Genomic DNA, 24,560 nt, shown 5'->3' on the forward strand with positions numbered 1-24,560 from the left:
AGCAGCCTGAACACGTCGCAACCGACCAAGGGCGGGAACAGATGAGCGTCAACACCCAGGACATGGAGATCGTCCACCGCGTCTTCCGCCGTGAGTCACGGTTGCTGGTGGAACTCGTCGCGGCCGTCACCCCGGGTGACACCGCTCGCGCCACGGTGATCGCCGACCACTTCCGCGACTACCGGCTGGGCCTGCACAACCATCACGAGGGCGAGGACGAGCTGCTGTGGCCGCCGCTCCTTTCCCGGGTGGACCTGGAGGCCGACGTCGTCCTGCGCATGGAGACCCAGCACGAACGCGTCGCGGCCACCTTGACCAGGCTGGACGCCGCGGTCCCCGCCTGGGAGGCCACCGCGGGCGCCGACGAACGCGACACGCTCGTGGCCGCACTCACCGAGCACCGCGCGGTCCTGCTGGAACACCTCGACGACGAGGAGGCCACCCTCCTCCCGCTCGCGGCCGAGCACGTCACCGAACAGGAGTGGGCCTCCCTCGGCGACCACCTGGTGAACAACACTCCCAAGCTCACCCTGCTCACGCTCTTCGGCGCGGTCCTGGAAGACGCGAACCGGGCCGAGCGCGCCATCGTCCTGCGCGGCCTGCCCACCCCGGTCCGCGTCGTCTGGCACGTCATCGGCCGCCCCCGCTACGCCCGCCACATCCGCCGTGTCCGCGGCTGAACCCTGCCCGGTCTGAACATCAAAGGAGAACAACCATGTCGCTGAAGAAGCTCAACACCGTCCTGGCCACCGCCGTCGTCCTGTTCACCCTCTACCTCGGGTTGTCCTTCGTCCTGCCCCTCGGGACGTCCTTCCCGGGCCTGCCGAACTGGCCCTCTGGCGACAGCGGCTTCCCCGTCGTGAAGGGCAGCCGCGAGATCGCGATGGGCCTGGCCATGGGCGTCCTGCTGGTGACGGGCCACCGCCGCGCCCTGGGCTGGGTCCTGCTGATGGTGGCCGTCGCCCCGTTCGGCGACATGGTCAATGTCCTGGCCCACCACGGCTCCATGGCCGCCGCGTTCGGCATCCACGGCCTGACCGCGGCCCTGATCGCGGCCACCGGCCTGCTGATCCTCCGCGAGACCGGCAAGGCCCGCAAGGCCCAGGAGGCCGCCGCCCCAGCGCCCGCCGCGCAGCCCGCCTGACGTCCGCACGGGCTGCACGGTGTTCCTTCGCATTTTCTGAGAACTCGAAAAGGGAGACGACGATGACGATCAACGATCTGCGCGGTGTCCTCAAGGGGCGCGTGCTCCTGGCCGGTGACGACGGCTTTGAACAGGCGGCCACCGCGTGGAATCTGACCGTCAGGCAGCCGGTGGCGGCCGTGGCGGAGGCCGCGGATGCCGATGACGTGGCGGCGCTCGTGCGTTACGCGCGGCGGGCGGGTATGACGGTGACCACGCAGCCGACCGGGCATGGCGCCTCCGGTGATGTGGAAGGCCTGATCCTGTTGCGTACCGGCCTGCTGAACGAGGTGGAGGTAGGCGCGAAGGAGCGTGTGGTCCGGGTGGGCGCGGGCGTGAAGTGGGGGCAGGTGCTGGCCGCGGCCGGTCCGCTGGGTCTGGCCGGCCTGTCCGGCAGCGCGCCGGGGGTCAGCGTGACCGGCTACACGCTGGGCGGCGGGGTCGGCTGGTTCAGCCGCAGGTACGGCTTCGCCTCCGACAGCGTGCGGGCTTTCGACATCGTGGACGCCGATGGCGAGCCGGGCCGGGTGACCGCCGAGTCCGATCCCGAGCTGTTCTGGGCGCTGCGCGGCGGTGGCGGGGACTTCGCGGTGGTGACCGCCCTCGAGCTCGAGCTGTATCCCGTGCCGGTCCTGTACGGCGGGCGCGTGATCTGGCCGGAGCACCGGACCAGGGAGGTGTTCGACGCGTTCCTGGAGATCACCGCCGAGGCGCCGCGTGAACTCAGTGTCTGGATCAACCGGCTGCAGCCGCCGGGCGCGCCGCCGATGGTGACGCTGGATCTGGCCTACCTGGGTGAGGCGGCTCAGGGGGAGGACCTGCTGGCGCGCATCGACAAGATCGGGGGCGCGATCTCCGACAGCCGCGGCGTCGTCCCGGTCGCCGACCTGGGTGACATCACCGCCGAGCCCACCGATCCGGTGCCGGCCATCGCTCGTGCGGAGCTGCTCACCGGCCTGGACACGGACGCGGTGGAGCTCCTGCTGGCCAAGCCGGTCGAACCGCTCATCAACGTGCAGATCAGGCACCTGGGAGGGGCGCTCGCCGAGCCGGGCGGCAGGGCCGGTGCGAGCGGCGCGGTGGCCGAGCCGTACCTGCTCGGCCTGCTGGGTCTCGGCCTGCCGCACACGGCCGATGCGACGCGCGCCAAACAGGCCGAGGTCGTGGCCGACCTGGGGGCCTACGTCAGCGGCCGCAAGCCGTACACCCTGCTGTCCCCCGGTGACACGGCGGCGAAGTCCTTCTCCGGCAGCGCGCTCGCGCGGCTGCGGGAGATCAAGCGGGCCCGTGACCCGCACAACGTGTTCCGCGCGAACTTCCCGGTGCTCGGATAGGCCGGTTCCCGGCAGGGCGACGGCCCCTCCGCCCACCAGGGCGGCGGGGCCGTCGCCCTGCCGGAGATCATCCGGCTTCATCCGGCGGTGTCGGATGCCGGTGTCGGCCGGCGCGGGGGGAGGTTGTCCATTATCAGGCCGAGGGTGAACTCGAACCGGTCGTGCCCGGTGCCGGAGGTCAGCTCGGCGGCATAGCGCCGGGTCTGCGGAAACGTGTCGGCCGGCAGTGCGGTGAACCGGCGGATCAGCTCCTCGCGGCCGAGGACCCATTCCTGGTCCGGGTGTGTGCGCCGCTGCTGGACCAGCGACTGCTCCAAGGCGTAGGCGCTGACGTAGAGGGACAGAGCATCGAGCACCCAGGCGGCGTTCTGCGGTTCGATTCCGCCGGCGAGCAGGATCGCCAACAGCCCTTCCCTGACCCGCAAGGTGGAGAGGTTGGTCGGGACCACGCCCAGCGCGGCACGGGAGACTCCGGGGTATTTCAGGTACTGGTCGCGGATCTGCGCGTACACGTCGAGGATCTGCTCGCGCCACGTGGCCGGGTCCGGTTCGGGCAGCACGACCTCGGAGCAGAGCCGGCCGACGAGCAGATCGTCGATGTCCTCTTTGCTGACGATGTGCGCGTACAGCGACGACGGCCCGGTGCCGAGCACCGCGGCGACTCGGCGGATGGTCAGTGCGTCGTAGCCCTCGGTGGCCACGACCTGCAGGGCGGCGTCGGTGATCCGGTCGACCGTGATGGGTTTCTTGCGTGATGACGCCGCTGAGGGCTCCCCAGCGGGCTGGGCGTGACGAGCTGCTCGGCGTTGCCGGGGACCGGAGGGCATACCGGTCACTATAGCTTGACACGATCAATGTTCGCTAAGTAGAACTTAGATCGTTCATGCAGAACTAAGTTCGTCTCTGTGTGGGTTCGCGTACCCCTGCTCAGGTCCTGAGCAGGGTTCGGACAGTCTGTTCAGGAGGTGTGTGATGCGAGTTTCCATCGCCGGGGCCGGCCTGGGGGGTCTGTGCCTGGCACAGGCCCTGCGTGGCGCCGGGATCGAGGTCGACGTGTACGAGCGGGACCCAGCGATCACCGCACGATTTCAGGGGTACCGGCTCGTACTGGATCCGGTCGGATTCGAGGCGCTGCGCAGCTGTCTGCCACAGCGTTGGCACCCGCTGCTGGACGCGGTCGTCAGTGACGCCTACGTTGAGCGACTGGCCCTGGACGCCCAGCTGAACAAGATCGGCGAGCTCGGCCCTGCCAAGAGCGGGATCGTGGTCGACCGGCACGTACTCCGGCACCTGCTGCTGACCGGACTCACCGTGCACACCGGGGCCGCGCTGACCGGTTACGACGTGCTGGACGACGGCGGGGTCAAAGCCCGGTTCGCGCAACGCGATCCGGCGACCGCCGATCTGCTCGTCGGGGCGGACGGGGTCGGCTCCGCGGTTCGCCGGGTGCTGACGCCGCAGACCACCCCGACCGACACCGGCGTCCGGTTCGTCATCGGCCGCACGCCGCTGACGGAGCAGTTCGCCGGCCTGTCCCGGGCCTACGGCGGGAAGATCGTCGGGGACGGGGTGAGTCTGCTGCTCGGGGCGATGCGGTTCCCCGTTCCGCCGAAGGAGGCCGCGGAGAAACTCGCACCCGAAGTGACGCTCCCCGACATCCATGACTACGTGCGCTGGGCCATGATCCTCCCGCCGGACGGCTCTCTCGGCACCTTGACGGCACAGGAGGCCGCGCTGTCCAGGATGAACGGCTGGCACCCGGACCTGCAGGCGCTCATCGAGCAGGCCGACCCGGACAACAGCACCCTGCTGTCCATCCAGGTGGTCGAGCCAGGTGAGCGCTGGGCGCCCGGTCCGGTCACGCTGCTCGGTGACGCCATCCACGCCACCTCTCCGACCGGCGGCAACGGCGCGAACACCGCCCTGCGCGATGCCGGCCTGCTGGGCCGCCGCCTGATCGAGGCCGCCGAGGGCCGCCAGGATCTTCTCTCCGCGGTCGACGGCTACGAGCGGCAGATGTTCGAGTACGGGGGCGAGGCCGTACGCCACAGCCTCGCCGCGCTCCCCGCCTACGTCCCGAACCCGGAACGACCCGAGCCGGCATAGGTTCAGATCAGCGCAGTACGGCCGCCAGCAGGTCGGCGCCCAACGCCGCCAGATCGGGCAGATTGAGGGTGTACCGGACGTAACGACCGTGCCGTCGAGCCGTGAGCAGGCCCGCGCGGCGCAGGACGGCGAGGTGGCGGGACACCTCCGGCGGTGAGAGTTCCCAGAAGTGAGCCAGTTCGCCGGTGGTGTGCGGGCCGCGGGCCAGGGTGCGCAGGAGCCGCAGCCGTACCGGATGCGCGAGCGCCTCCAGCCGGAGGGTGACCGTCTCCAGAGAGACCGGTTCCGCCGGACTCGGCTCGGCGACGGGGTACTGCACCACCGGATGCCACCCGGGCGCGTGGACCGCCACCAGGTGCGGGCGGCCGAAGACGCTGGGGATGAAGGTGACCCCGGCGTCACGGGCGGCGGTCGCCTTGTCCTGCACCTTGTCCACGATGATGCAGTCGCCGTCCGGTGCCAGGGTGACCGCGCCGGAGACCGAGGCGAGTGCCGCCCCGATGCCCTGGCGCCTGAGCAGTTCGTTCTTCAGGCGCAGATCGGTGGCGAGCTGCGCCGTGACGCCCGCCCAGGCGTCGTCGAAGAAGGCTCCGGCGCATTCTTCGAGGGTGTGGCGCACCCGCGCCCGCACCGCGGCCGGGTCCGCGAGCAGCCGTTCCGCGAAGGCCTCCTGCAGCGCGCCGCGGGCCTGGGCCACGTCCAGCGCCCGCTCGCGCGCGGTCGTGTCGGTGAGCGGCGACGCCCCGGGGAAATGGACCCGGCTGCTGCCGCAGGTGGTGACGAGCGCGGCGGTCACGTACGTCTCGTCGTCGATCCGGTCCACGTCGTCCAGTTCCTCGGCGAGGGTGGGCCGGGGCCGGGCGGGGATCAGGAAGTCGGCCTGTGAGGAACGCCAGAGGAACTCCGCCTCCCTGAGCCGCTCGGCCAGCTCCGGCCGCAGCCCGGCCCAGACGTCGCCGCCCAGCCGGCGAACTGCGGATGGTGACCGGGTTCGGCCAGCACGTGCAGCATCGCGGTCAGCTCGGCCAGCGGGGAGGCGGCGAACCGCACTCGCCCGGACGGCAGGCCGCTGATGTCGATCCTCAGCGTCATCCGCCCATCATCACCGGCCGGGCGACCTGGCGACGGTGTCGATTGACGATGTGCGTCAACCGACGTGCCCTGCCCCGGCGGCCGAACGCACCGTCTGACGCCATGGCAACCATCACCAGAAAGCCCCGCGCCCTCGTCCGTGCCTCCGGAGGCCCCCGCTATGCCGTCGCCCTGGCCGTGGACGCGCTGGGCACCGGCCTGCTGCGGCCCTTTCTGCTGCTCTACGGCGTGACGGTACTGAGGCTGTCCGCGCCGGTCACCGGCACCACCATGACGGCCGGCATCGTCGCGGGTCTGGTGTGCATGCCCGCGGTGGGCCGATGGCTGGACCGGGGCGCGCGTAGCACGGTCGTGGCGGCGTCGATGCTGGTGCGGGTGCTGGGCGTGGCGCTGCTGCTGGCCGCCCCAGCGGGGCACGTCTGGCTGTTCGCGATGGCGGCACTCTTCCTCGGCATCGGCAACCAGGCATGGCCGGCCGCCCACGCCGCGCTCGTGGCCACGGTCGCCGACGGCCGAGAACGCGACACCGCCCTCGCAGGGGCCCGCGCCCTGCGCAACGCCGCCCTGGGCGTCGGAGGACTCCTTGCCGCCGTGTGCCTGGCGGGCGGCACCACCGCGCTGCGGGCGCTGGCAGTTGTCACCGCGCTCGCCTACCTTGCCGCGGCCGCCTTGGCGTGGTCGGTCCACGTGCACGCGCATCCGGCGGAGGCCGCCCCGGCCAGGGGCCTGGACGAGGAGCCCGCACCCGGGATGCTCGCGCTGCTCGCCGCCAACGTGGTCTACGTCTTCTGCCTCAACGTCCCCGAGATCGCGCTCCCTCTGGTCCTGGTGACGCAGTTCCACGCGTCCCCGGTGTGGCCGGCAGCCGTCTTCGTGGCGAACACGGCGCTGGTCGTCACCCTGCAGGTGCCGGTCACCGTCCTGATGTCCCGCTTCTCCCGGCGGACCGGGCTGGCGTTCTCTGGCGTGGTGCTGGCCGCGTCCTACCTCGGCTTTCTCGCGGCCACCTCACTGGGGCACGGCTGGGGTGTCCCGGCCGTCGCCGCGGTCTCCGTGGTCTGCACCATCGGCGAGATCATCTACGCCGGCAGCGCCACCGCGCTCGTCACCGCCCTCGCCCCGGCCCATGTCCTGGGACGCGCCCTGGCCCGCTTCCAGCTCTCCACGGGCTTCGGTCTCGCCGTCTCCCCGGCGGTCATCACCGCTCTCGAGCCCCACGGCCCGGCCGCCCTCTGGGGCAGCCTCGCCGCTGCGACGCTCCTCTCCGCCTCCGCCGTTCGGAGGGTGTCCTCGGCCGCCGCCGAGGGGTGGAAATAGCGCCGTACGTTCTCCGGCTTCAGTGAAGATCCGACTGGACCTCGGTCAGTCGAGGCCTTCGACGATGCGGAAGTCGCGCTCGACGCCGTCGGCAAGTGCGGCCAGCGCCTCCTGGTAGGCCGCACTCTCGTGCGCCGCGACGGCCTGCTCGAAGCTGTCGAACTCGATCAGGACGGTGCGCTCGGCGATTCCGGCGTCATGCGCCACGACCCGACCGCCACGGACGAGGACCCGACCGCCCCCGGCCTCGACGGCCAGGCGGGCCAGCTTGTTGTAAGCAGCCAGCTTCTCAGGGTCTGAAATGGTGCGGTAGGCGCTGACCCAGTAGCCCTTGGGCATGGAACCTCCAGTGTTGGGATGAGTGCATCTGACTTACGGGTTGGTCTCGGACGAGCGTCGGCGGGCGAGAGCGAGGCTGGTCATTGTCGTGATCGCCATCGCGGCGATGCCGATCAGCGCCGCGGTGGTGTAGGCGCTGTCGTCGGGGAAGAGGTGGCCGGGGCCGGTGCCCGCGGCGAGGATCAGGCCGCCGATGGCGCTGCCCAGGGAGTAGCCGACGCTGCGGACGACGTAGTTGAAGCTCATGGCGCTCGACGTCTCGCTCTTGGGGGTGACGGCCAGGATGACGCCGGGCATGGCGGCCGAGAAGCCGCCGACGCCGAAGCCGAGCACGCCCATCGCCGCGAACAGTTCGGCCAGGTCCGACCGGGCCGCCGCGAACAGGGCGAACCCGCCGCCGACCACGACGGCGCTGCCGGCCAGGAGCAGGGGGTCGGCGATCCGCGTCCGGACCCGCGGCGTGAGCTTGCCGGCGACGAACCCCAGCACCGAGAACGGGATGAGGACCAGCCCGGCGACGAAGGTCGTCAGCCCGAAGCCGTAGCCGGCGCCGTGCGGCGTCTGCGCGTACCGGGTGATGAGCGTGAGCAGGAGGTACATGCCGATCCCGCCGACGAACATGGCGAGGTTCGCCCCGGCGACCGCCGGGTGCCGCACCGCCCGCACATCGACCAGGGGCGTCGTGCTGCGCAGCTCGATGACGGCCCAGACGCAGAGCAGCACCACCGCGACGACGGCGAGGCCCGCCGCCACGGCGAGGTGCCGGCTCCACAGATTCCGTTCGCCAGCGAGGAACAGCACCAGGAGCAGCGCAGCGGCCAGGACGACCGCGCCTGCCACGTCCACGTGGGCGGAGCGGCCTTCGGGGGCTTCGGGCATGGAGCGCCACGCGGTCAGGAGGGCGGCGGCGGTGACGACCAGGCCGAGGCCGTAGGCGGCCCGTACCCCGCCGAGCTCGGCGAGCAGTGCGGCCAGCGGGTAGCCGACGCCGGCCCCGATGATCGAGACCACCGAGATCAGGGCGATCACGGCCGCGCTGCGCTCCTCGGGGAGGTGGTCCCGGGCCACGCCCATCATCAGCGCCGTCAGCCCGAGCCCGACGCCCTGGGCCGCCCTGCCGGCCAGCAGCCACGCGAACGGCAGCGGCAGCACGGTGAGCGCGCTGCCGGCGACGACGACCGCCAGCGTGGCGAGGATCGTGGCCCGCCGGTGCGGGCCGGCTCGAGCCGGCCCAGGACCGGCGTGGCGACGGCGCCGCTGAGCAGCGCGACGGTCAGCGTCCATTGCGCGCTGCCGAGCGAGACGTGGAACGAGGTCGCCACGCTGGTGATGAGCGGCGTCCCGAGGCTGGCGACCGCCGCCACGACCAGAGCGATGAACATCAGGGCGGGGACCAGCAGCCGCGCCTCGGAACGCGCCACCGGGAACGCCTTCACCGCGGCCCCGCCGACCGGCTGCCCGGTCACTGCTTCGGCCCTTCGCGGTCCTGGCTTTCGAGCTCTGCCAGATGCTTCAGCGCCGGAAGGGCCGCCACCAGCGCCTCGACCTCGTCGCCGGTGAGCTCGCCGATCAACCGCTCGAACGCGTGGACGCCCGCCTGGCGCCGCGCCCGGACATAGGAGGTGCCGGCCTCGGTCAGGCACACCAGCGTGACCCGCTTGTCGGACGCGTCGCCCCGCCGCTCGACCAGGCCGGACTCCTCCATCACCCGGACCAGGGCGGTCATCGCGGGCTGGGTGACGCCCTCGACCGCGGCCAGATCGGTGATGCGCCGCGGGCCGGTCCGGTCCAGGGTGGCCAGGGTGGCGGCGGACGTCAGGCTCATGTCCCGGGGCAGGCGTCTCGCGGCCCTGGTGGCCAGGCCGTAGAGGGCTTCCCCGATGGCGGCGGACGCGCCAGGAGCGGTGTCTTGACGACGCATGCTCGAAGCATAGCATCTTTATATTCATAGTTTATGGAAATGGTCGACTGGCGCGGGCGGCCTCGATTCGCATCCGCGACGGCGGCCGGCCATGCACACCGGACCGGGCTGCTACGCCAAGTGGGGCCGATCTGCCAGTTCCGCCACGCCAAGCTCCAAGACCGCCTCGCGCACACGTACCGCCAGGACACGTGAGTATTCGCAACGCCGGGCCTCTCTCGGCTCCGCGCCGGACGCGGAGCCGAGAGAAGCCGATCAGCGTTCGTGCGGGGGGACCGGTTCCACGGGGGCGTTCCAGTCGATCCGGTGGCGGTACACCGGGCCGGTGGTCTTCTCCGGGTTCATGACCGTCCTGGTCAGGATGGGCATGAGCAGCGGCATCATCGCCTGGGCCACCGGGCCGGGCGCCTTGGCGTGGTTGATCTTCGCGGCGCGTGCGGCGATCGTCTCCACGCGGTCGCGGCGCAGGTGCTCGTAGGCGGCGAAGGCGCTTGGCGCGTCGGGCAGGTCGCGCAGGCAGCGGGCGAGTTCGACGGCGCTCTCGATGGCCAGGGACGCGCCCTGGCCGGAGCTGTTGGACGGGGCGTGCACCGCGTCGCCGACCAGGACCATCCGGCCGCGGTGCCAGTGCGGGACCTTCGGCATGATCTGCAGCGCCCCGATGACCTGCAGCCGGTCCGCGCCGGTGCGCTCGACCAGCCGCCGGCCGGGGTCGTCGTCGCCGTACGCGTCGTGGAGCCGGCGCAGCCATTCCGCGGCCGGCACCGCGCGGGCCTCGGCGATGGGCAGGGGTGTGCGCCATGGCAGGTTGGCGCCCCATTCCGCGCCGCCGCCGGGGAGGGGCCGGTAGATGTAGTACGCGCGTTTGCCGAAGGCGAAGGTGATGCTGCCGGGGCCGCCGGGCACATCGCAGTCCACGACGGCCTCGAAGCCGAGCATTCCGGTGTAGTCCGGGCCGGGCGCGTCCGGGTCGATGAGCCCGCGGACGGTCGAGCGGACGCCGTCGGCGCCGATGAGGACGTCGGCGGTGGCGGTGGTGCCGTCGGCGAACCGCGCGGTCACTCCCGAGGGGGTCTCGTCGGCGCCGGTGAGGCGTTTGCCGTGGACGACCGGGACGCCGTGCGCGACGGCGTGGTCGTGCAGGGCCCGGTGCAGGTCGGCGCGCCAGATCAGATGCAGGGGCGAAGGCCAGGGCATGTCGAAGCGCCGCTTGGCGCCCATCGCCATGATCCCCCGGTGCAGCGGACGGCCGGCGGCCAGGACGGCCTCGTCGGCTCCGACGGTCCGGAGCGCGGCGACGCCGTTCGGCGCCAGGGCGAGTGAGCCGCCGACGCCGTCCGCCGTGCTCGGGTACGCCTCGTACACGGTGGCCTCGATGCCTGCCTTGCGCAGCGCCACCGCCGCGACCGGCCCGGCGATGCCGCCGCCGATGACCAGTGCGGTCTTAATTCTCGTCATGGTTCCTCCATGCCGGGGACCGGCCGATCCCGGTCTCCGGCTGATCGATCCGGATCTCGTGCGTCCGAACCGGCTCCCACGGAGGAACCCGACTATCCTTTCGAGTGCCACCTCGTGGCCGGGCTCTGCGTGGGTTTCGGTTCGAGGCTGACGGCCCCGGCGCGGTGTTGCCGCACCTCGCCGGGGCCGTTCCTATGTCGTGGTGTCGCTCTCCTCCCCCGCCTGGAGCGGTATACCGCCGGTCTCGTGCCAGGCCCGCCACTCCGGCAGGCCCGGGAACGTCCCGGACCTCAGCTCCTCCAGCAGCGAGCGGACCCAGGCGGTCTCCGCCTCCCGGACGGCCAGCTCGTACTCCCCCTCGACCAGGAACAGCCGCGGAACCTCCCGGGCGTAGCGCGCCAGCGCCTCGCGCCGCTCGGTGAGCTCCTCCTCCAGCAGCGCGAGGCGGCGTTCGAGCAGACGCGCGGCCTCGTCCGGCGGCAGGACCGCCAGCACCGACAGACCGGCGGTGAACCGCAGTTGCTCCGGCTCCGGGGTGGAGACCAGCTCACGCACCCAGTCGGCCAGCTCCTCCCGGCCGGCTTCGGTGATCCGGTAGACGGTGCGCTCGGGGCGGCCGCCCTGCCGTGTGCTCCCTGCGGCCTCCAGCAGACCGTGCCTGGCCAGGTTCTGCACGACCGTGTACAGCGACCCCCACTTGATCTTCATGTCCTGGTCCTTGCCCCAGGCGCGCAGAGCGGAGGCCATCTCGTACGGGTGCATCGGCCGCTGGGTGACCGCCGACAGGACGGCGAGCGCCAGCAGGTTGCCGACCTTCCGCCGCTTCGCCATCACCATCACCTCGCATCCGAATACTCGCCTACGAGTATATCCCCCCACGACTATGCGTGCCCATCAGCCCACGAGCCATACTGAGCCGGTGACGAGTGACGCCCACGACCAAGAGACGATCGAGGACGCCGGACCGGGCGGCCTCACCGTCGGCCGGGCGGCCGCTCTCGTCGGGGTCAGCGTGAAGACGCTGCACCACTGGGACGCCATCGGCCTCGTGCGCCCGAGCGAACGCACCTGGGCCGGATACCGGGTGTACTCGGGCGACGACGTCGCCCGGATCCACCGGGTCCTCGTCTACCGGGAGCTGGGCTTCCCGCTCGCCGAGATCGGCCGGATCCTCGATGCCCCGGGCACCGACACGCGCCACCATCTGCGCCGGCAGCGGTCACAGCTGATGGAACGCATCGACCGCCTGCAGAAGATGGTCGGCGCGGTCGAACGCATGCTGGAGGCGTCGAAGAAGGGGATGCGGCTGACTCCGGAGGAGCAGGTCGAGATCTTCGGCGACGACTGGCAGCCGGCCTGGGTCGATGAGGCCGAGGACCGCTGGGGCGACAGCGCGCAGTGGGCGCAGTACGCCGAGCGGGCCGACCGGATGACACCGGAGGACTGGAAGGGCATCGCGGCCACGACCGACGCGCTGAACACCGACCTCGCCGCCGCCAAGCGCGCCGGCGTCGCACCCGGCTCCGGCGAGGCGAACGCCCTCGCGGAACGGCATCGCGCACTGCTCTCGCGGTACTTCGACTGCACGCACGCGATGCAGGCGTGCATCGGGCGGACGTTCGTCGACGATCCCCGGTACGCCGAGTACTTCGACACGGCCGCACCGGGCCTGGCCGTGTGGCTACGCGACGCGATCTTCGCGAACGCCGCGGCCCACGGAGTCGACCCGGACTCCGCGATCTGGGAGTGACCGCCCGGCCCGCCTGCGCACACCGGGCGCGGCCGAAGTCACCCGGCCCCTGGGATCTCGCGGTCCGGCGCGGCGGCCCTCGCCTGAGGTCCGGGCGGCAGGACGTGCGCGGCGAAGGCGTCGACGGCGTTGATGACGGCTTCGAAACGCAGCGAGTGGAACAGGTCGAAGGCGTGCTGTCCGCCGGGTAGTTCGGCGTAGATCACCGGCCGGGCCGACAGGGCCCGCAGGCGTTCGGCGAACAGCCGTGCGCTCTGGACGGGGACGAGGGTGTCGTGGTCTCCGTGGACGATGAGGAACGGCGGCGCGTCGGACCGGACGTGGGCGAGGGGTGAGGTCGCCCTGGAGGAAGGCGAGGACGGTGGCGGCCAGCAGCCACGCGAACACCACGAAGGGCAGCTCATTGACGACCACGCCGATGAAGAAGGCGAGCATGGCCAGCGGCCGGGGCCGGCCCGGCGCGGCCAGCGCGAACGCGGCGCAGGCCGCGACCAGGACCAGACCGGTCAGGTATCCGTAGGGCAGGGTCATCGCCGCGCGAGCCCGAGGAGCAGCACGGCGCCGACGACCAGGTGCAACAGGACCAGGACCAGCGCCGCTCCGGAACCGGCGGCGCCGGTGAGCGGGCCGGTGAGGGACAGGGCGAGCACGGCCGCGGCGGTGATCGTCCAGATGCGGCGCGGCCGGGCGGCCGATCGCTCCAGGACGGCCAGGAGTGCCCAGCCCGCGAGCCCGGCCAGCAGGCTCGCGACCGCGACCGGCGCCGGCCCGACCGTGCTGGTGCCGCCGCCCGTACGCACGGTCAGCGTGGTCCCGGCCAACGGCACCGCGAGTGCCCACACGGCCAGGGCCGCCGCGGGCGCGCCGAACACGGTGAGGAGGAGTCTGTTGACGGAGGTGTTCATGCCGGTCAGCCTCGCCCGGCCGCCGGGGCCGCGGCATCGGGCGCGCGGTCGCGTCCGCTCCTGCTCCGGCGGGGGGCGGGTCCGACTTAAGTAGGTACCGGCCCTTCCGCACCCGCGAATAGCCTGGCCCGGTGAATGAGCTGCCCTCCCCGCATCCGATCGCGGTGGCGAGCGTGACCCTCGGGGCGGGCGCGCTGACCGGCGTTTCGCTGTGGGGACGCGGTTCCACGCCCTGGCTGGACGTCGCGGTCGCGGTCGTGAGCGTGCTCGCGGCGGTCGCCCAGCTGTGGTGGCCGGTCGCCGGGGCGCTCACCGCCACCCTCCTGGCCGTGGCCTTCCCCATGGCCACGCCGGCGGCGACGATGGGGGCGCTGCAGGTCGCCCAGCGCAGGCGGTTCTCCGTCGCGGTGGCCGTCGGGTCGGCGGGCATCGCGGCCCACGTGGTCCAGGGACTGTTGCGGCCGAACTCCGGCATCTCCCTGGGCTGGTGGCTGGTGCTGATCTGCGCCGCGTACGGTGCGCTGGTCGGCTGGGGCGCGCTGGCCCGCTCCCGCCGCGCACTGCTCATCTCGCTGCGCGAACGCGCCCGGCGCGCCGAGGCCGAGCAGGGCAGGCGGATCGCCGAGGCCCGCATGGCCGAACGGCGCACGCTCGCCTGGGAGATGCACGACGTGCTCGCCCACCGGCTGTCCCTGGTGGCCACCCACGCCGGAGCGCTGGAGTACCGCCCGGACTCCTCCCCCGAACAGCTCGCCCGCGCCGCCGGAGTGGTCCGCACCGGAGTGCACCAGGCGCTGGAGGAGCTGCGCCAGGTGATCGGCCTGTTGCGCGAGGAGGACGACACCGGCGACGGCATGGAACCCCAGCCCACGCTGGCCGACCTGCCGCGCCTCGTCACCGAGGCGCGCCAGGCGGGGCAGCCGGTACGGCTGCGCGACGAGGTCGCCGACGCCGCCGCCCTCCCGGCGGGCGCCGCCCGGACCGCCTACCGCGTCGCGCGGGAGGGGCTGACCAACGCGCGCAAGCACGCCCCCGGCCTGCCGGTCGAGGTGCTGCTGCACGGCGCCCCGGGCACCCGCCTGGTGATCGACGTCCGCAACCCGCTGCCCGCGGCGGAACCGGCCCCGATCGCGCCGGGCAGCGGCCTGGGCCTGGTCGGCCTCACCGAGCGGGTACGCCTGGCCGGCGGGCGGCTGGACCACCAGATCACCGAGGGGCAGTTCCGCCTCCGGGCCTGGCTACCATGGCCGGCGTGATCCGCGTACTGCTGGTCGACGACGACGCCATGGTGCGCGCGGGCCTGTCCATGATGCTGGACGGCACCGCCGGGATCAGCGTGGTCGCCGAGGCGGCCGACGGCCAGGAGGCCATCACCGCCACCGACGCCCATGCCCCCCACGTCGTGCTGATGGACCTGCGCATGCCGCGCGTGGACGGCATCACCGCCACCCGCCGGCTGCGCGCCCGCGCCCACCCGCCGGAGGTGATCGTCCTGACCACCTTCGACACCGACGAGAACATCCTGTACGCGCTGCGCGCCGGCGCCAGCGGGTTCCTGCTCAAGGACGCCTCGCCGCCGCAGATCGTCGAGGCGGTCACCCGGGTCGCCGCGGGCGACCCGATCCTGTCCCCCCGCATCACCCGGCGGCTCATGGACCGCACCGTCACGCACGCCGGCGCCTACGAACGGGCACGCACCACGCTGGCCGCCCTGACCCCGCGCGAACACGAGGTGGCCCTCGCGATCGCCCGGGGCCGGACCAACGCCGACATCGCCGCCGAACTGGCCATGGGCCTCACGACGGTCAAGGCCCACGTCTCCAGCATCCTCACCAAACTTGACCTGGACAACCGCACCCAGATCGCGCTCCTGGCCCACGACGCAGGCCTGGCGTAAGCATGCCGTGAACCGGAGGCGTCAGGCGGCGTGCCCGGTCCAGGCGAACGGCTCCAGCCGCTCGTCCAGGGGCGCGCCGGTCATGCGGTTGGCCAGGGTCGACATGGTGTAGACGCCGATGCCGAGGACGACCTCCAGGGCGTTCTGCCGGGTGTAGCCGTGGCCGAGGAACTCCTCCATGGCCTTGTCGGAGACCGCGCCGGAGGTGGCCAGGACCTCCAGGACGAACCGCCGCATGGCCTCCAGCGGCGCGTCGTTGAGGGGCCTGCTCTCCCGCAGCGCGGCGATCAGGTCCGGGTCCGCGCCGAGCCCGGTCAGGCCGGCCGTGTGCATGGCCACACAGAGGTGGCAGCCGTTGCGGGTGGCCATGGTCATGACGAGCACCTCCCGGGCCAGCGGGCTCAACGTGGTCGTCTCGAACAGCGCGTTCGCCCGCAGGAAGCCGTCCAGCATCTGCGGGGAGGCGGCGAGGCGGGCGACCGCCGCGGGTAGGTATCCCAGCTTCTTGGCGGCGGCCTCCATGGAGCGTCGGGCGGCGGCCGGTGCGGACTCGATCGTGTGCTCGGTGAACGCCATGAGGGATCATCCCCTAAACTCGGCAACGTGGTTGTCGAAACAGTAAACCAGGTTGACGATGTCTGCAACGGCTGACGACCGGCCGGGCTATGAGCTGCCCCTGCTCCTCATCGCCGGATTCCGCACGCTCATCGACGAGCTCCACGCCGAACTGGCACGTCAGGGCCACCCCGACGTACGGCCCGCGTACGGATTCGCCATGCAGGCCATCGGCCCCGGCGGCGCCACCGCCAGCGAGGTCGGCCGCCGCCTCGGAGTCTCCAAACAGGCCGCCGGCAAGACCATCGACCGCCTCGAGGAACTCGGCTACGCCGAGCGGGTCGACGACCCCGCCGACGGCCGCCGCAAGCTCGTACGCCTCACCGCCCGCGGCATCGACTCACTCACCCGAGCAGCAGCGATCTTCGACGAGCTGCGCTCCCGGTGGGCGGCCACCGTCGGCGCCGACCGCCTCACCGGCCTGGAGGACACCCTGCGCTCAGTGGTCGCCCCCGCCGCCCTCGGCGTCGACACCGTCAGCTGGTTCGCACCCTGAACACCCGGGGGCCGCCTCGCCGGCGGCCCCCGTCGCTACAGCACCCGGCTGAGGAACGCCCGCGTACGCGGATTCGAAGGATCGTCCAGCACCGAAGCCGGCGACCCGGACTCCACGACCACGCCACCGTCCATGAAGACCACCCGGTCGGCGACCTCCCGCGCGAACCCGACCTCGTGCGTCACCACCACCATGGTCAGGCCCTCCTCCGCCAGGCCCTTCATCGTCGCCAGCACCTCGCCCACCAGCTCCGGATCCAGCGCGCTGGTCGGCTCGTCGAACAGCATCAGCTTCGGCCGCATCGCCAGCGCACGGGCGATCGCCACCCGCTGCTGCTGCCCGCCGGACAACTGCCGCGGATAACTCTCCGCCTTCTCCGCCAGCCCGACCTTCACCAGCAGCTCCAGCGCACGCTCCCGCGCCGGACCGCGCGGCTCACGACGCACACCCGTCGGCGCCTCCATGACGTTCTGCAGCACCGTCAGATGCGGGAACAGGTTGAACTGCTGGAACACCATCCCGATCTCCCGGCGCTGCCGGGTGATCTCCCGCTTGCGCAGGTGCCGGACCCGGCCCCCGTCCGCACGGAACCCGATCAGCTCACCATCGACATGGATCGAACCACCGTCGATCGTCTCCAGATGGTTGATGCAGCGCAGGAACGTCGACTTGCCCGACCCCGACGGGCCCAGCACGACGACCACCTCCCCCGCCGCCACATCCAGGTCGATGCCCTTGAGCACTTCTAGATGCCCGAACCTCTTACGGACGTTCCGGGCGCACACCATCGACGGCGCGTCGGTCAGCGGTACGGCGGTCACGACGGCACCTCCGGAGTGGTCGGCGGCGACTGCGCCCGGCGGCGCATCAGCACGAAGTCCCAGAAACCCTGCGGAGCGTTCCGCGTCGCCCCCCGCGCGTAATGGCGCTCGATGAACGACTGCCCCACATACAGCACCGACGTGATCAGCAAATACCACAGGCACGCGACGATCAGCAGCGGAATCGTCTGGAACGTCCGGTTGTAAATCGACTGAACCGTGTACAGCAGATCCGCCAGCGCGATCACGCTCACCAGCGACGTCGCCTTCAACATGTTGATCACCTGGCTGCCGGTCGGCGGCACGATGAACCGCATCGCCTGCGGCAGCACGATCCGCCGGAACGTCCGCGCATCACTCATGCCCAGCGCGTGCGCCGCCTCCGTCTGCCCCGGATCGACCGCCAGCAGCCCACCACGGATGATCTCCGCCATGTACGCCGCCTCGTTCAGCCCCAGACCCAGGATCGCCGCGAACAACGGCGTGATCAGGTGATTGGTCTCCCCGCTGACGAACTCCGGCCCGAACGGAATCCCGAACGACACCCGCGGCAGCAGCGCCGACAGGTTGTACCAGAACACCAGCTGCACCAGCACCGGGATCCCGCGGAAGAACCACACGTACAGCCCGCAGGTCGTCCGCAGCAGACGGTTCTCCGACAGCCGCCCGACCGCCAGCAGCACCCCGCCAACGACACCGACGGCCATCGCGATCACCGTCAGCTCCAGCGTCGTCGCGATCCCCTGCCCGATGATCGACGCGTTGAAGTACCGCCCGACGACACCCCACTCGAAGTTGTCGTTGGTCACCAGAAGGTGCACCAGCTGCGCCGCCAGCACCAGCAGGACGAGCGACGCCACCCACCGCAGCGGATGCCGCGTACGCGCCGCACCGGCGACGTCCACCTCACCCGCCGCGTCCCGGGACGTCTTCTCGGTCACAGCCACGAGAGCCTCACCCCTTCCTGGGCGCCAGGTTCACGCCGGGCTTGTCCAGCACGTTCGCCGACAGACCCCACTTATCCATGATCTTCTTGTACGTGCCGTTCGCCACCAGCTCCCGCAGCGCCTCCAACAGCACGTCCCGCAGCGGCGACCCCTTCGCGACCACCGCGCCCTGGTACAGGTCGGCGAACCCGTTGGGCTTACCGGTGCCCGCCAGCTCCAGCGCCTTGCCCGCCTCCTTGACGAAGTACGTCAGCGGCGCCTGCGAGGAGAAGAACGCGTCCGCGCGCCCCGACCGCACCGCCAGGATCGACGTCGGCTGATCCTTGTACGACTGCACCTGCACGGCCGGCTTCTTCTGCTGCACGCACGTCTGCGCCTGCTTCTTGATCACATCCTCCGCCGAACCGCCCGCCATCACCGCGACGCGCAGCCCGCACGTGTCCGTGATCGAGGTGATGTGCTTGGGATTGCCCTTCGGCACGGCGAACACCACGAACTCCCGCACCCAGTCCACGAAGTCGTTCGCGGCCTCCCGCTCGGGGAAGTCACCGATCGGCCCGATCGCGAAGTCGTAGCGTCCCGCCTTGATCCCGCTCAGCTCACTCGGCAGCCCGTCCACCGTCGCATGCTCGATCTTCACGCCCAGGATCTGCGACAGCGCCGTCGCCACATCGGCCGACGCGCCCGACAGCGTCTTTCCGTCCGAACCGGCGATCTCGTACGGCGGGAACGACCCGTTGTTCACCGAGATCAGCTTGCCTGCCGCCTTCACCTTCGCCGGCAGCTTGGCGTTCAGGTCCTTGTTCAGGGTCTGCTTCAGGTCCACCGGGGCCGCGCCCTGCGCCTTGCCCCCGCTGCCGCCGTCGACCTCACTCGGGTTCGCACCACAGCCGGTCACCGCGAGAACACCCGCCGCGGCCAGCGCGGCAACGATCCGTTTCGACACGATATCTACTCCTTAACGCATTGACGGGTCGACGAAGAAACGCCGATTGGCGAGCACGGGCAACTTCCGGCGGGCCGCGGCCAGCTCCTCACGATCGGCGGAGGCCCACAACAACCCCGGCCCGTCGGCCAGCCGGGCACGTACGATCCCGAGCGGATCCACGACCATGCTCGCGCCGATGTTGCGGCGGCCGCACTCGCCCGACGCCGCGACGTAGCAGGTGTTCTCCAAGGCCCGGGCGGTCACCATGACCTCCCAGTGCCACTCCTTGGCCGGCCCGCGCACCCAGGCCGCCGGCAGCGCCAGCAACTCGGCGCCCCGGTCGACCAGCAGCCGGGCCATCTCCGGGAATCTTACGTCGTAGCAGGTCATCAGCCCGACCTGCCAGCCCGCGCACTCGAACACGACCGGCTCGCCGCCACCCGGGCGCACCCGGTCCGACTCCCGCGCGCCGAACGCGTCGTACAGATGCACCTTCCGGTACGACGCCACCAGCGCGCCGTCGCGCAGCGCGGCGAGCGTGTTGTGGACCTTCCCGTCCCCGGCCGGCTCGTGCATGCCGACGACGACCGTCGTCGACGACCCGGCGGTGCGCTCCAGCAGACCGCTCAGGAACGGACCGGACAGCGACTGGGCCGCATCGACGATCCGCATCGGCTCGTCGATGAACAGCGCCATCGAATCCTCCGGCAGCACCAGCAGGTCCGCTCCCCCGGCCACGGCCTCATCGACCAGCGCCTGGCAGGCCTTCAGGTTGGCCTCCCAGTCCTCCGCGACGGCGAACTGCCCGACCGCGATCCTCATGCGAACATCTCCTCGGCGTCGATCGGATGCGGGGCGATGCCCTGCAGATGAAGCTCGTCACAGAACGCCGCGGTCATCGCGGCGTTGGCGGACGTCCCGTACGGCATCCAGTCCGGCCCGAAGATCTCCGCGCTCGCCTCCAGCTCCGCCAGCAGCCACGGCGTGGTGTCGGCCAGCAGCCGACGCCGCGCCAACCAGACGCGCTTGGACTCCTCGAAGACCTCCTCCAACGCCGCCGGCAGCCACGGGTACCGGTCGACCACCGCGCGCTTGACCGCCAGAAGGTGGATCCCCGGCACGAACCCGGTCGTACGGAAGTAGTCCAGCTCGGCGCCGCGGTGATCCTCGTACAGGTGACGGAACCGGCTGTCCGCGGTGAACAGCTCATCCGGCATGAACGGTGTGAACACGGCGTCGAACCGTCCCGCCGCCAGTCCCTCGACCAGCGACTCGCCCTCCGCCGCCACCGTGACGTTCGGCGGAAGCGGCCGCGGCCCGACCCGGTCCTTGCCGGACTCCCCCGCGACCAGCGGCCCGACCGTCCAGGCGATCCCGTCCAGGTCCACCCCGGCCGCGCGCAGCAGCGCCCGCGTCCAGGTGTTGCCCGAGTCCGGCCAGCCCGTCAGCCCGATCCGCGCCTCGGCCAGGTCCTTCGGCGACGCCAGGTCGCTGTCACGCCGGACGAGGACGCAGCGGTGCCGGAACCCGCGCATGACGAACACCGGGAGCCCGATCAGGCGGTCGTCGCCGCGGGCCCGCCCCAGCGCGTAACGGCTGAAGGAGGTCTCGCCGCCGTCCAGCTCAGGCTCGGCGAGCACGTCCGGCGTCACCGGCCGGGACTCCACCTCCAGCTCGAAGTCCCGTGGGCGTACCCGGCCGGTCACGAGCGGGACCAGATGATCCCAGTCGCGCAGGGCCAGGCGAATCCGTGGAACCGACACATCGCTCCATTCGCTCGACATCCCTCGATGGCGACCGACGATATGTTCACCCCGAAGCAAGTACAATACTCACTTTGTTACTGCACAAAGATTTATCACAACGAAACCGACAGAACGGCAGGTGGGGACCATGCCCGAGCCCTCAGTGGACGCCCAATGGCTCGCCGACCACATCGGCGACCGCAGCGCCCGCGGCATCGCCTCGGCCGTGACCGACCTCATCCGCGGCGGACAGGTGCCCGCCGGGACACGCCTGCCCACCGTCCGCGGCCTCGCCACCGAACTCGGCGTCAGCCCCGCCACCGTCGCCGACGCGTGGGCGACGCTCCGCCGGCACCGCGTCATCAGCGCACAACGCCGCCGCGGCACGATCGTCGTCGGACCGCCCAGCGTCCCCCACCCCGTCCGCTACGAACGGATCGGCCACTTCGGCGGCCACCTCGCCGTCGACCTCGCGATCGCCGCCCCCGACCCCGCCCTGCTCCCCCCACTGGAGAAGGCCCTCGCCGCCGCCGCACACGCCGAACGCCTCAACGACTACGCCCGCGAGACCATCACGCCACGCCTGCGCCGCGCCGTCGAACCCACCTGGCCGTTCCCCGCCGGCGCCTGGCTCGTCACCGGCGGCGGCTACGAAGGCGTCCAGCTGACCTGCCAGACCGCCGCCCTCCCCGGCGACCGCATCGCCGTCGAAGACCCCACCGGCGCCCGCCTGCTCGACATCTTCGAAGCCCTCGGCACCGAGGTGATCCCCGTCGCCTGCGACGAGGCGGGCCCGCTCCCCGACGCCCTCGCCGAAGCCCTGGCGACCAACCCGGCCGCCTTCGTCTACCAGCCCCGCGCCCACACCCCCTGCGGCCACGCCCTGACCCGCGAACGCGCCGCCGAACTCGCCGCGCTGCTCGCCCCCACCAGCACCCTCGCGGTCGAGGACGACGGACTCGGCGAGGCGTCGACCACACCGGCGGTCAGCGTCGGCGAGCACCTGCCGGGCCAGACGGTCCTGATCCGGTCATACTCCAAGTCCCACGGACCCGACCTGCGCGTCGCCGTCCTCGGAGGCGCCGAGGAGACCATCGAGCGGGTCCGCGTCCTCCGCAGCTACGGCACCGGCTGGACCAGCCGCATCCTGCAGGACGCCCTGGCCCACCTCCTCGAAGACCCCGACGCCCGCGCGTCCGTCGACCACGCCCGCACCGTCTACACCCGACGCCGCGAACGCATGGCCGAGGCACTGGCCGCCCAGGGCGTGGCGACCCACAACAACGACGGGCTGATGCTGTGGGTGCCGGTCGCCGACGAGTCCGCGGCCCTCGTCACGCTCGCCGCGCACGGTGTGGCGGCCGCCCCCGGCAGCCGCTACCAGGTACGGCCTTCCGACCCGCACATCCGCATCGCCACCGGACAACTCCCCGACGATCCCGAATCCCTCCGCCAACTCGCCGACCTGGTCGTTCTCGCGGCCGGACGTCCTTGAGGAAGGTTGGTTCTTTGTTATTTAAGGATTTTCAACAAACCAGCAGCCTTTACATAGTAAGTTTCAGTCGTTAAAACCGGCTGATCAACTCGACGACGTCGGCATAACCGGGCAGGCCGGCGCCCGCCGGTTCTCCGGCTCGGATCGCCCGCGCCGTCTCCACCGTCGCGTGCAGCGCGGCACGGAACAGCAGCGACCCCAGGCTGATACGGCGGACTCCCAGCTCGGCCAGACCGGCGACCGTATGCCGTCCCGGCAGGAACAGGACGTTCACCGGAACGGCGCTGCCGGCGACGAGCGCCGAGATGTCCGCCTCCGCGGCGACCCCCGGCACGAACACCCCATCGGCCCCTGCCTCGACGAACGCCGACGACCGGCGCAGCGCCTCCCCCATCGGCTCGGCGACTTCCAGCCAGAACGCGTCGGTTCGGGCGTTGACGAACATGCCGGGAACCCGTGACCGGATCGCCCTGATCACCTCGGTCTGCCGCGACAGATCCGCCAGCGTCCCGTCCGGCCTGCCGTCCTCGAGGTTGATCCCGGCGACTCCCAGATCGGCCAGCTCGCCCACGACGGCGGCGATGCCGTCCGGGTCGGCCCTGAAACCGCCCTCGATGTCCACGCTCAACGGGCACGGCAGCCGGGACGCCGAACGCGCCAGCCGCAGCGTCTCATCCAAGGTGGCGCCTTCGGCGTCCGGCCGCCCGGCGGCCGCCGCCACACCCAGACTCGTCGTCCCGACCGCCGCGAACCCGGCGTCGGCGAGCGCGGCGGCCGACGCGTGATCCCAGGCGTTCGGCAGCAGCAGCGGAGCGGCGGCATGGTGCAGCGCCCGGAACTCGGCGCAGCGATCCACGGTCATGCGATCACCCCCAACGTCGACGCTAATGCCGGAACACTTCGACACCCGGCGAAGCGTTCCGGCAGGTCGCAAGCGTTATCCAGCCGATGGCCTTTACGTAGTAAATTCAGGCCAATTCAGGCGGCCCGCGAGTTCACTGCTCGCGCCCGTTGATACGGATCAGTGTCTGCTGGCCGTTGGCGACGAGCGACCGCCGGCCGTCCTGGACGCCGAACACCTCCAACCGGCACACGGTCAGCGTGCGCCCGGACTTCAAGACGGTTCCGATCGCCTCGATGTGGTCGCCGACGGCGGGCGCGAGCAGGTTGATCTTGTACTCGACGGTGAGCACATCGGTGTTCTCGGGGAACAGCGTGAACGCCGCGTAGCCACCGGCGCTGTCGGCGATGGCGCTGGTGGCGCCGGCGTGGATGTAACCGTGCTGCTGAGTGACTTCGGGCCTGCGGGGCAGCACGATGTGCACGCGGCCAAGGGCGATGTGGGAGATGCGGGCACCGAGGTGACTCATCAGCCCCTGTCGGTCGAAGCTCGCCCGGATGCGCTTCTGCACCTCGGGGCTCGCCTGTTCGTGGTCTTCCACGTGCTCTCCTTGCCGGGCGGTGAGCGGATGGGCGGGGTCGTCAGCCGGCCAGGCGTTCCACCAGCAGGAGCCCGCCGATGACGATCATCATGACACCGGAGGCCCGGGTGACCGCCCTGGCCACCGAGGGCCGGGTCGTCAGCACGGTGCGGGCCAGGACGCCGACGGCGAGGTAGACGACCGCGCAGGCCGTCATGTGGAGCGCGCCGAGCAGTCCGGTCTGCGCGGCGACGGGCCAACCGCCCGCCGGCTTGATGAACTGCGGAAACAGCGAGAAGTACAGCAGCAGCGCCTTGGGGTTCAGGCCGCTGATCCCGGCTCCCCTGAGCATGATCTGCAGGCGCGTGGAGCCCGTGTCCTCCGTGGCCGCGGCCAGAGTGGAAGGCTTCCTCAGCACCCCCCAGCCCAGCCACATCAGGTAGACGGCCCCAAGAACGGTCAACGCGGTGAGCAGGCTCGCCGAGCTCGCCACGATCACCGCCAGGCCGGCCACGGCGAGCAGCGTGTATCCCGCGTATCCGGCGATCAGCCCGGCGACCGCAGGGACGACCGACCGGTCCCGCAGCCCCGCGGCGATCGCGTACGCCCAGTCCGCGCCGGGGGTGAACACCAGCAGCAGATCCATCGCCAGGAAGGCCGCCACCGTCGTCGTATCCATGGATCGATCCCTCTCACGTTCATGCTCCGAGAGGGAAGATTAGGCGTGAAGCGCCAGAAAGTGTTGCTGTCTTTACTCCTCTATCGTCCAATATGAGGGAGGATCTTCTCC

General features: G+C 71.4%; 29 protein-coding genes and 1 pseudogene. 10 read left to right on the forward strand and 20 right to left on the reverse strand.

Going from position 1 to position 24,560, the window contains the following annotated elements:
• The first annotated feature begins 41 nt into the window (after positions 1-41).
• The 3 genes from ACYVF7_RS28960 (at position 42) to ACYVF7_RS28970 (ending at position 2,517) form a co-directional block, all read left to right on the forward strand.
• On the forward strand, positions 42-680 hold the full coding sequence (locus tag ACYVF7_RS28960; RefSeq protein ID WP_460346971.1) for a hemerythrin domain-containing protein: 639 nt from the start codon (positions 42-44) through the stop codon (positions 678-680).
• Positions 681-715: 35 nt separating this feature from the next.
• The gene (locus ACYVF7_RS28965) at positions 716-1,144 is read left to right on the forward strand and encodes a DUF4267 domain-containing protein (protein ID WP_460346973.1); all 429 of its coding nucleotides are present in this window, start codon (positions 716-718) and stop codon (positions 1,142-1,144) included.
• Positions 1,145-1,206: 62 nt separating this feature from the next.
• A complete protein-coding gene (locus tag ACYVF7_RS28970; protein ID WP_460346975.1) occupies positions 1,207-2,517 on the forward strand; it encodes an FAD-binding oxidoreductase in 1,311 nt (436 codons plus the stop codon).
• A gap of 77 nt (positions 2,518-2,594) precedes the next feature.
• On the opposite strand, the gene ACYVF7_RS28975 is transcribed toward ACYVF7_RS28970, so the two are convergent.
• On the reverse strand, positions 2,595-3,344 hold the full coding sequence (locus ACYVF7_RS28975) for a TetR/AcrR family transcriptional regulator (RefSeq protein WP_460346977.1): 750 nt from the start codon (positions 3,342-3,344) through the stop codon (positions 2,595-2,597).
• A gap of 145 nt (positions 3,345-3,489) precedes the next feature.
• Here ACYVF7_RS28975 and ACYVF7_RS28980 point away from each other — a divergent pair, with 145 nt between their 5' ends.
• Complete coding sequence (locus ACYVF7_RS28980; RefSeq protein ID WP_460346979.1) at positions 3,490-4,623, forward strand: FAD-dependent oxidoreductase; 1,134 nt, start codon at positions 3,490-3,492, stop codon at positions 4,621-4,623.
• Positions 4,624-4,630: 7 nt separating this feature from the next.
• Here the strand turns inward: ACYVF7_RS28980 and ACYVF7_RS28985 are convergent, their stop codons facing one another.
• Positions 4,631-4,975 carry an ArsR/SmtB family transcription factor gene (locus ACYVF7_RS28985; RefSeq protein WP_460358166.1) on the reverse strand — a complete coding sequence of 115 codons (345 nt, stop codon included), beginning with the start codon at positions 4,973-4,975 and terminating at the stop codon, positions 4,631-4,633.
• A 3-nt stretch (positions 4,976-4,978) separates the two neighbouring features.
• Positions 4,979-5,715, reverse strand: a pseudogene (locus ACYVF7_RS28990) (DUF5937 family protein); the annotation flags it as partial.
• A gap of 102 nt (positions 5,716-5,817) precedes the next feature.
• On the opposite strand from ACYVF7_RS28990, the gene ACYVF7_RS28995 reads away from it, so the two are divergent.
• On the forward strand, positions 5,818-7,032 hold the full coding sequence (locus ACYVF7_RS28995; RefSeq protein ID WP_460346981.1) for an MFS transporter: 1,215 nt from the start codon (positions 5,818-5,820) through the stop codon (positions 7,030-7,032).
• A 45-nt stretch (positions 7,033-7,077) separates the two neighbouring features.
• Here the strand turns inward: ACYVF7_RS28995 and ACYVF7_RS29000 are convergent, their stop codons facing one another.
• From ACYVF7_RS29000 to ACYVF7_RS29025, 6 genes are all read right to left on the reverse strand, one after another.
• Positions 7,078-7,371, reverse strand: a complete 294-nt coding sequence (locus tag ACYVF7_RS29000) for a DUF1330 domain-containing protein (RefSeq protein WP_460346983.1) — start codon at positions 7,369-7,371, stop codon at positions 7,078-7,080.
• A 33-nt stretch (positions 7,372-7,404) separates the two neighbouring features.
• A complete protein-coding gene (locus ACYVF7_RS29005; RefSeq protein ID WP_460346985.1) occupies positions 7,405-8,523 on the reverse strand; it encodes an MFS transporter in 1,119 nt (372 codons plus the stop codon).
• Positions 8,457-8,837, reverse strand: coding sequence for a hypothetical protein (locus tag ACYVF7_RS29010; RefSeq protein ID WP_460346987.1), 381 nt, complete (start codon positions 8,835-8,837; stop codon positions 8,457-8,459). The genes ACYVF7_RS29005 and ACYVF7_RS29010 overlap by 67 nt, the downstream gene beginning before the upstream one ends.
• Positions 8,834-9,292: a MarR family winged helix-turn-helix transcriptional regulator gene (locus ACYVF7_RS29015; RefSeq protein ID WP_460346989.1), complete on the reverse strand. Its 459-nt coding sequence runs from the start codon at positions 9,290-9,292 to the stop codon at positions 8,834-8,836. The genes ACYVF7_RS29010 and ACYVF7_RS29015 overlap by 4 nt, the downstream gene beginning before the upstream one ends.
• A gap of 255 nt (positions 9,293-9,547) precedes the next feature.
• Positions 9,548-10,750, reverse strand: a complete 1,203-nt coding sequence (locus ACYVF7_RS29020; RefSeq protein WP_460346991.1) for an FAD-dependent oxidoreductase — start codon at positions 10,748-10,750, stop codon at positions 9,548-9,550.
• A gap of 192 nt (positions 10,751-10,942) precedes the next feature.
• Complete coding sequence (locus ACYVF7_RS29025) at positions 10,943-11,581, reverse strand: PadR family transcriptional regulator (RefSeq protein WP_460346993.1); 639 nt, start codon at positions 11,579-11,581, stop codon at positions 10,943-10,945.
• 88 nt (positions 11,582-11,669) lie between these two features.
• Here ACYVF7_RS29025 and ACYVF7_RS29030 point away from each other — a divergent pair, with 88 nt between their 5' ends.
• The gene (locus tag ACYVF7_RS29030; RefSeq protein ID WP_460346995.1) at positions 11,670-12,500 is read left to right on the forward strand and encodes a MerR family transcriptional regulator; all 831 of its coding nucleotides are present in this window, start codon (positions 11,670-11,672) and stop codon (positions 12,498-12,500) included.
• 38 nt (positions 12,501-12,538) lie between these two features.
• On the opposite strand, the gene ACYVF7_RS29035 is transcribed toward ACYVF7_RS29030, so the two are convergent.
• On the reverse strand, positions 12,539-12,904 hold the full coding sequence (locus ACYVF7_RS29035) for an alpha/beta hydrolase family protein (protein ID WP_460346997.1): 366 nt from the start codon (positions 12,902-12,904) through the stop codon (positions 12,539-12,541).
• A 123-nt stretch (positions 12,905-13,027) separates the two neighbouring features.
• A complete protein-coding gene (locus ACYVF7_RS29040; protein ID WP_460346999.1) occupies positions 13,028-13,405 on the reverse strand; it encodes a DUF6069 family protein in 378 nt (125 codons plus the stop codon).
• Between the two features lie 131 nt (positions 13,406-13,536).
• Between ACYVF7_RS29040 and ACYVF7_RS29045 the strand changes: the two genes are divergently transcribed.
• Positions 13,537-14,661 (forward strand): sensor histidine kinase, encoded by a 1,125-nt coding sequence (locus tag ACYVF7_RS29045; protein ID WP_460347001.1) that lies wholly within the window; start codon positions 13,537-13,539, stop codon positions 14,659-14,661.
• Positions 14,649-15,302 (forward strand): response regulator, encoded by a 654-nt coding sequence (locus ACYVF7_RS29050; protein ID WP_460347003.1) that lies wholly within the window; start codon positions 14,649-14,651, stop codon positions 15,300-15,302. The genes ACYVF7_RS29045 and ACYVF7_RS29050 overlap by 13 nt, the downstream gene beginning before the upstream one ends.
• A 21-nt stretch (positions 15,303-15,323) precedes the next feature.
• On the opposite strand, the gene ACYVF7_RS29055 is transcribed toward ACYVF7_RS29050, so the two are convergent.
• Positions 15,324-15,878: a carboxymuconolactone decarboxylase family protein gene (locus ACYVF7_RS29055; RefSeq protein ID WP_460347005.1), complete on the reverse strand. Its 555-nt coding sequence runs from the start codon at positions 15,876-15,878 to the stop codon at positions 15,324-15,326.
• A 58-nt stretch (positions 15,879-15,936) separates the two neighbouring features.
• On the opposite strand from ACYVF7_RS29055, the gene ACYVF7_RS29060 reads away from it, so the two are divergent.
• Entirely contained in the window at positions 15,937-16,413 is a 477-nt protein-coding gene (locus ACYVF7_RS29060; RefSeq protein ID WP_460347007.1) for a MarR family winged helix-turn-helix transcriptional regulator, read from the forward strand.
• 35 nt (positions 16,414-16,448) lie between these two features.
• On the opposite strand, the gene ACYVF7_RS29065 is transcribed toward ACYVF7_RS29060, so the two are convergent.
• From ACYVF7_RS29065 to ACYVF7_RS29085, 5 genes are all read right to left on the reverse strand, one after another.
• Positions 16,449-17,201, reverse strand: a complete 753-nt coding sequence (locus tag ACYVF7_RS29065) for an amino acid ABC transporter ATP-binding protein (protein ID WP_460358168.1) — start codon at positions 17,199-17,201, stop codon at positions 16,449-16,451.
• Between the two features lie 29 nt (positions 17,202-17,230).
• Entirely contained in the window at positions 17,231-18,094 is an 864-nt protein-coding gene (locus ACYVF7_RS29070; protein ID WP_460347009.1) for an amino acid ABC transporter permease, read from the reverse strand.
• A 94-nt stretch (positions 18,095-18,188) separates the two neighbouring features.
• Positions 18,189-19,127, reverse strand: a complete 939-nt coding sequence (locus ACYVF7_RS29075; protein ID WP_460347011.1) for an ABC transporter substrate-binding protein — start codon at positions 19,125-19,127, stop codon at positions 18,189-18,191.
• Positions 19,128-19,139: 12 nt separating this feature from the next.
• Positions 19,140-19,931 carry a nitrilase-related carbon-nitrogen hydrolase gene (locus ACYVF7_RS29080; RefSeq protein ID WP_460347013.1) on the reverse strand — a complete coding sequence of 264 codons (792 nt, stop codon included), beginning with the start codon at positions 19,929-19,931 and terminating at the stop codon, positions 19,140-19,142.
• Positions 19,928-20,872, reverse strand: coding sequence for a substrate-binding domain-containing protein (locus tag ACYVF7_RS29085; protein ID WP_460347015.1), 945 nt, complete (start codon positions 20,870-20,872; stop codon positions 19,928-19,930). The genes ACYVF7_RS29080 and ACYVF7_RS29085 overlap by 4 nt, the downstream gene beginning before the upstream one ends.
• Before the next feature lie 130 nt (positions 20,873-21,002).
• Between ACYVF7_RS29085 and ACYVF7_RS29090 the strand changes: the two genes are divergently transcribed.
• Positions 21,003-22,349, forward strand: coding sequence for an aminotransferase class I/II-fold pyridoxal phosphate-dependent enzyme (locus tag ACYVF7_RS29090; protein WP_460347017.1), 1,347 nt, complete (start codon positions 21,003-21,005; stop codon positions 22,347-22,349).
• A gap of 70 nt (positions 22,350-22,419) precedes the next feature.
• Here ACYVF7_RS29090 and ACYVF7_RS29095 read toward each other — a convergent pair whose 3' ends face one another.
• The 3 genes from ACYVF7_RS29095 to ACYVF7_RS29105 all read right to left on the reverse strand — a co-directional run bounded on the left by ACYVF7_RS29095 (position 22,420) and on the right by ACYVF7_RS29105 (position 24,449).
• A complete protein-coding gene (locus tag ACYVF7_RS29095) occupies positions 22,420-23,211 on the reverse strand; it encodes an isocitrate lyase/PEP mutase family protein (RefSeq protein WP_460347019.1) in 792 nt (263 codons plus the stop codon).
• 133 nt (positions 23,212-23,344) lie between these two features.
• On the reverse strand, positions 23,345-23,791 hold the full coding sequence (locus ACYVF7_RS29100) for a PaaI family thioesterase (RefSeq protein WP_460347021.1): 447 nt from the start codon (positions 23,789-23,791) through the stop codon (positions 23,345-23,347).
• 40 nt (positions 23,792-23,831) lie between these two features.
• The gene (locus ACYVF7_RS29105; RefSeq protein WP_460347023.1) at positions 23,832-24,449 is read right to left on the reverse strand and encodes a LysE family translocator; all 618 of its coding nucleotides are present in this window, start codon (positions 24,447-24,449) and stop codon (positions 23,832-23,834) included.
• Positions 24,450-24,560: the final 111 nt, after the last annotated feature.

The organism is Actinoallomurus acanthiterrae, from assembly GCF_054775715.1.

What these genes read in the sequence shown, in the direction of transcription:
- ACYVF7_RS29040 (WP_460346999.1), bottom strand. Translation starts at nt 13,405, where the DNA reads ATGAACACCTCCGTCAACAGACTCCTCCTCACCGTGTTCGGCGCGCCC.
- ACYVF7_RS29050 (WP_460347003.1), top strand. Translation starts at nt 14,649, where the DNA reads ATGGCCGGCGTGATCCGCGTACTGCTGGTCGACGACGACGCCATGGTG.
- ACYVF7_RS29090 (WP_460347017.1), top strand. Translation starts at nt 21,003, where the DNA reads ATGCCCGAGCCCTCAGTGGACGCCCAATGGCTCGCCGACCACATCGGC.
- ACYVF7_RS29065 (WP_460358168.1), bottom strand. Translation starts at nt 17,201, where the DNA reads ATGGTGTGCGCCCGGAACGTCCGTAAGAGGTTCGGGCATCTAGAAGTG.
- ACYVF7_RS28975 (WP_460346977.1), bottom strand. Translation starts at nt 3,344, where the DNA reads ATGCCCTCCGGTCCCCGGCAACGCCGAGCAGCTCGTCACGCCCAGCCC.
- ACYVF7_RS28970 (WP_460346975.1), top strand. Translation starts at nt 1,207, where the DNA reads ATGACGATCAACGATCTGCGCGGTGTCCTCAAGGGGCGCGTGCTCCTG.
- ACYVF7_RS29055 (WP_460347005.1), bottom strand. Translation starts at nt 15,878, where the DNA reads ATGGCGTTCACCGAGCACACGATCGAGTCCGCACCGGCCGCCGCCCGA.
- ACYVF7_RS28960 (WP_460346971.1), top strand. Translation starts at nt 42, where the DNA reads ATGAGCGTCAACACCCAGGACATGGAGATCGTCCACCGCGTCTTCCGC.
- ACYVF7_RS29105 (WP_460347023.1), bottom strand. Translation starts at nt 24,449, where the DNA reads ATGGATACGACGACGGTGGCGGCCTTCCTGGCGATGGATCTGCTGCTG.
- ACYVF7_RS28965 (WP_460346973.1), top strand. Translation starts at nt 716, where the DNA reads ATGTCGCTGAAGAAGCTCAACACCGTCCTGGCCACCGCCGTCGTCCTG.
- ACYVF7_RS29035 (WP_460346997.1), bottom strand. Translation starts at nt 12,904, where the DNA reads ATGAGCTGCCCTTCGTGGTGTTCGCGTGGCTGCTGGCCGCCACCGTCC.
- ACYVF7_RS29000 (WP_460346983.1), bottom strand. Translation starts at nt 7,371, where the DNA reads ATGCCCAAGGGCTACTGGGTCAGCGCCTACCGCACCATTTCAGACCCT.
- ACYVF7_RS28980 (WP_460346979.1), top strand. Translation starts at nt 3,490, where the DNA reads ATGCGAGTTTCCATCGCCGGGGCCGGCCTGGGGGGTCTGTGCCTGGCA.
- ACYVF7_RS29025 (WP_460346993.1), bottom strand. Translation starts at nt 11,581, where the DNA reads ATGGCGAAGCGGCGGAAGGTCGGCAACCTGCTGGCGCTCGCCGTCCTG.
- ACYVF7_RS29020 (WP_460346991.1), bottom strand. Translation starts at nt 10,750, where the DNA reads ATGACGAGAATTAAGACCGCACTGGTCATCGGCGGCGGCATCGCCGGG.
- ACYVF7_RS29095 (WP_460347019.1), bottom strand. Translation starts at nt 23,211, where the DNA reads ATGACCGTGGATCGCTGCGCCGAGTTCCGGGCGCTGCACCATGCCGCC.
- ACYVF7_RS28995 (WP_460346981.1), top strand. Translation starts at nt 5,818, where the DNA reads ATGGCAACCATCACCAGAAAGCCCCGCGCCCTCGTCCGTGCCTCCGGA.
- ACYVF7_RS29015 (WP_460346989.1), bottom strand. Translation starts at nt 9,292, where the DNA reads ATGCGTCGTCAAGACACCGCTCCTGGCGCGTCCGCCGCCATCGGGGAA.
- ACYVF7_RS29080 (WP_460347013.1), bottom strand. Translation starts at nt 19,931, where the DNA reads ATGAGGATCGCGGTCGGGCAGTTCGCCGTCGCGGAGGACTGGGAGGCC.
- ACYVF7_RS29060 (WP_460347007.1), top strand. Translation starts at nt 15,937, where the DNA reads ATGTCTGCAACGGCTGACGACCGGCCGGGCTATGAGCTGCCCCTGCTC.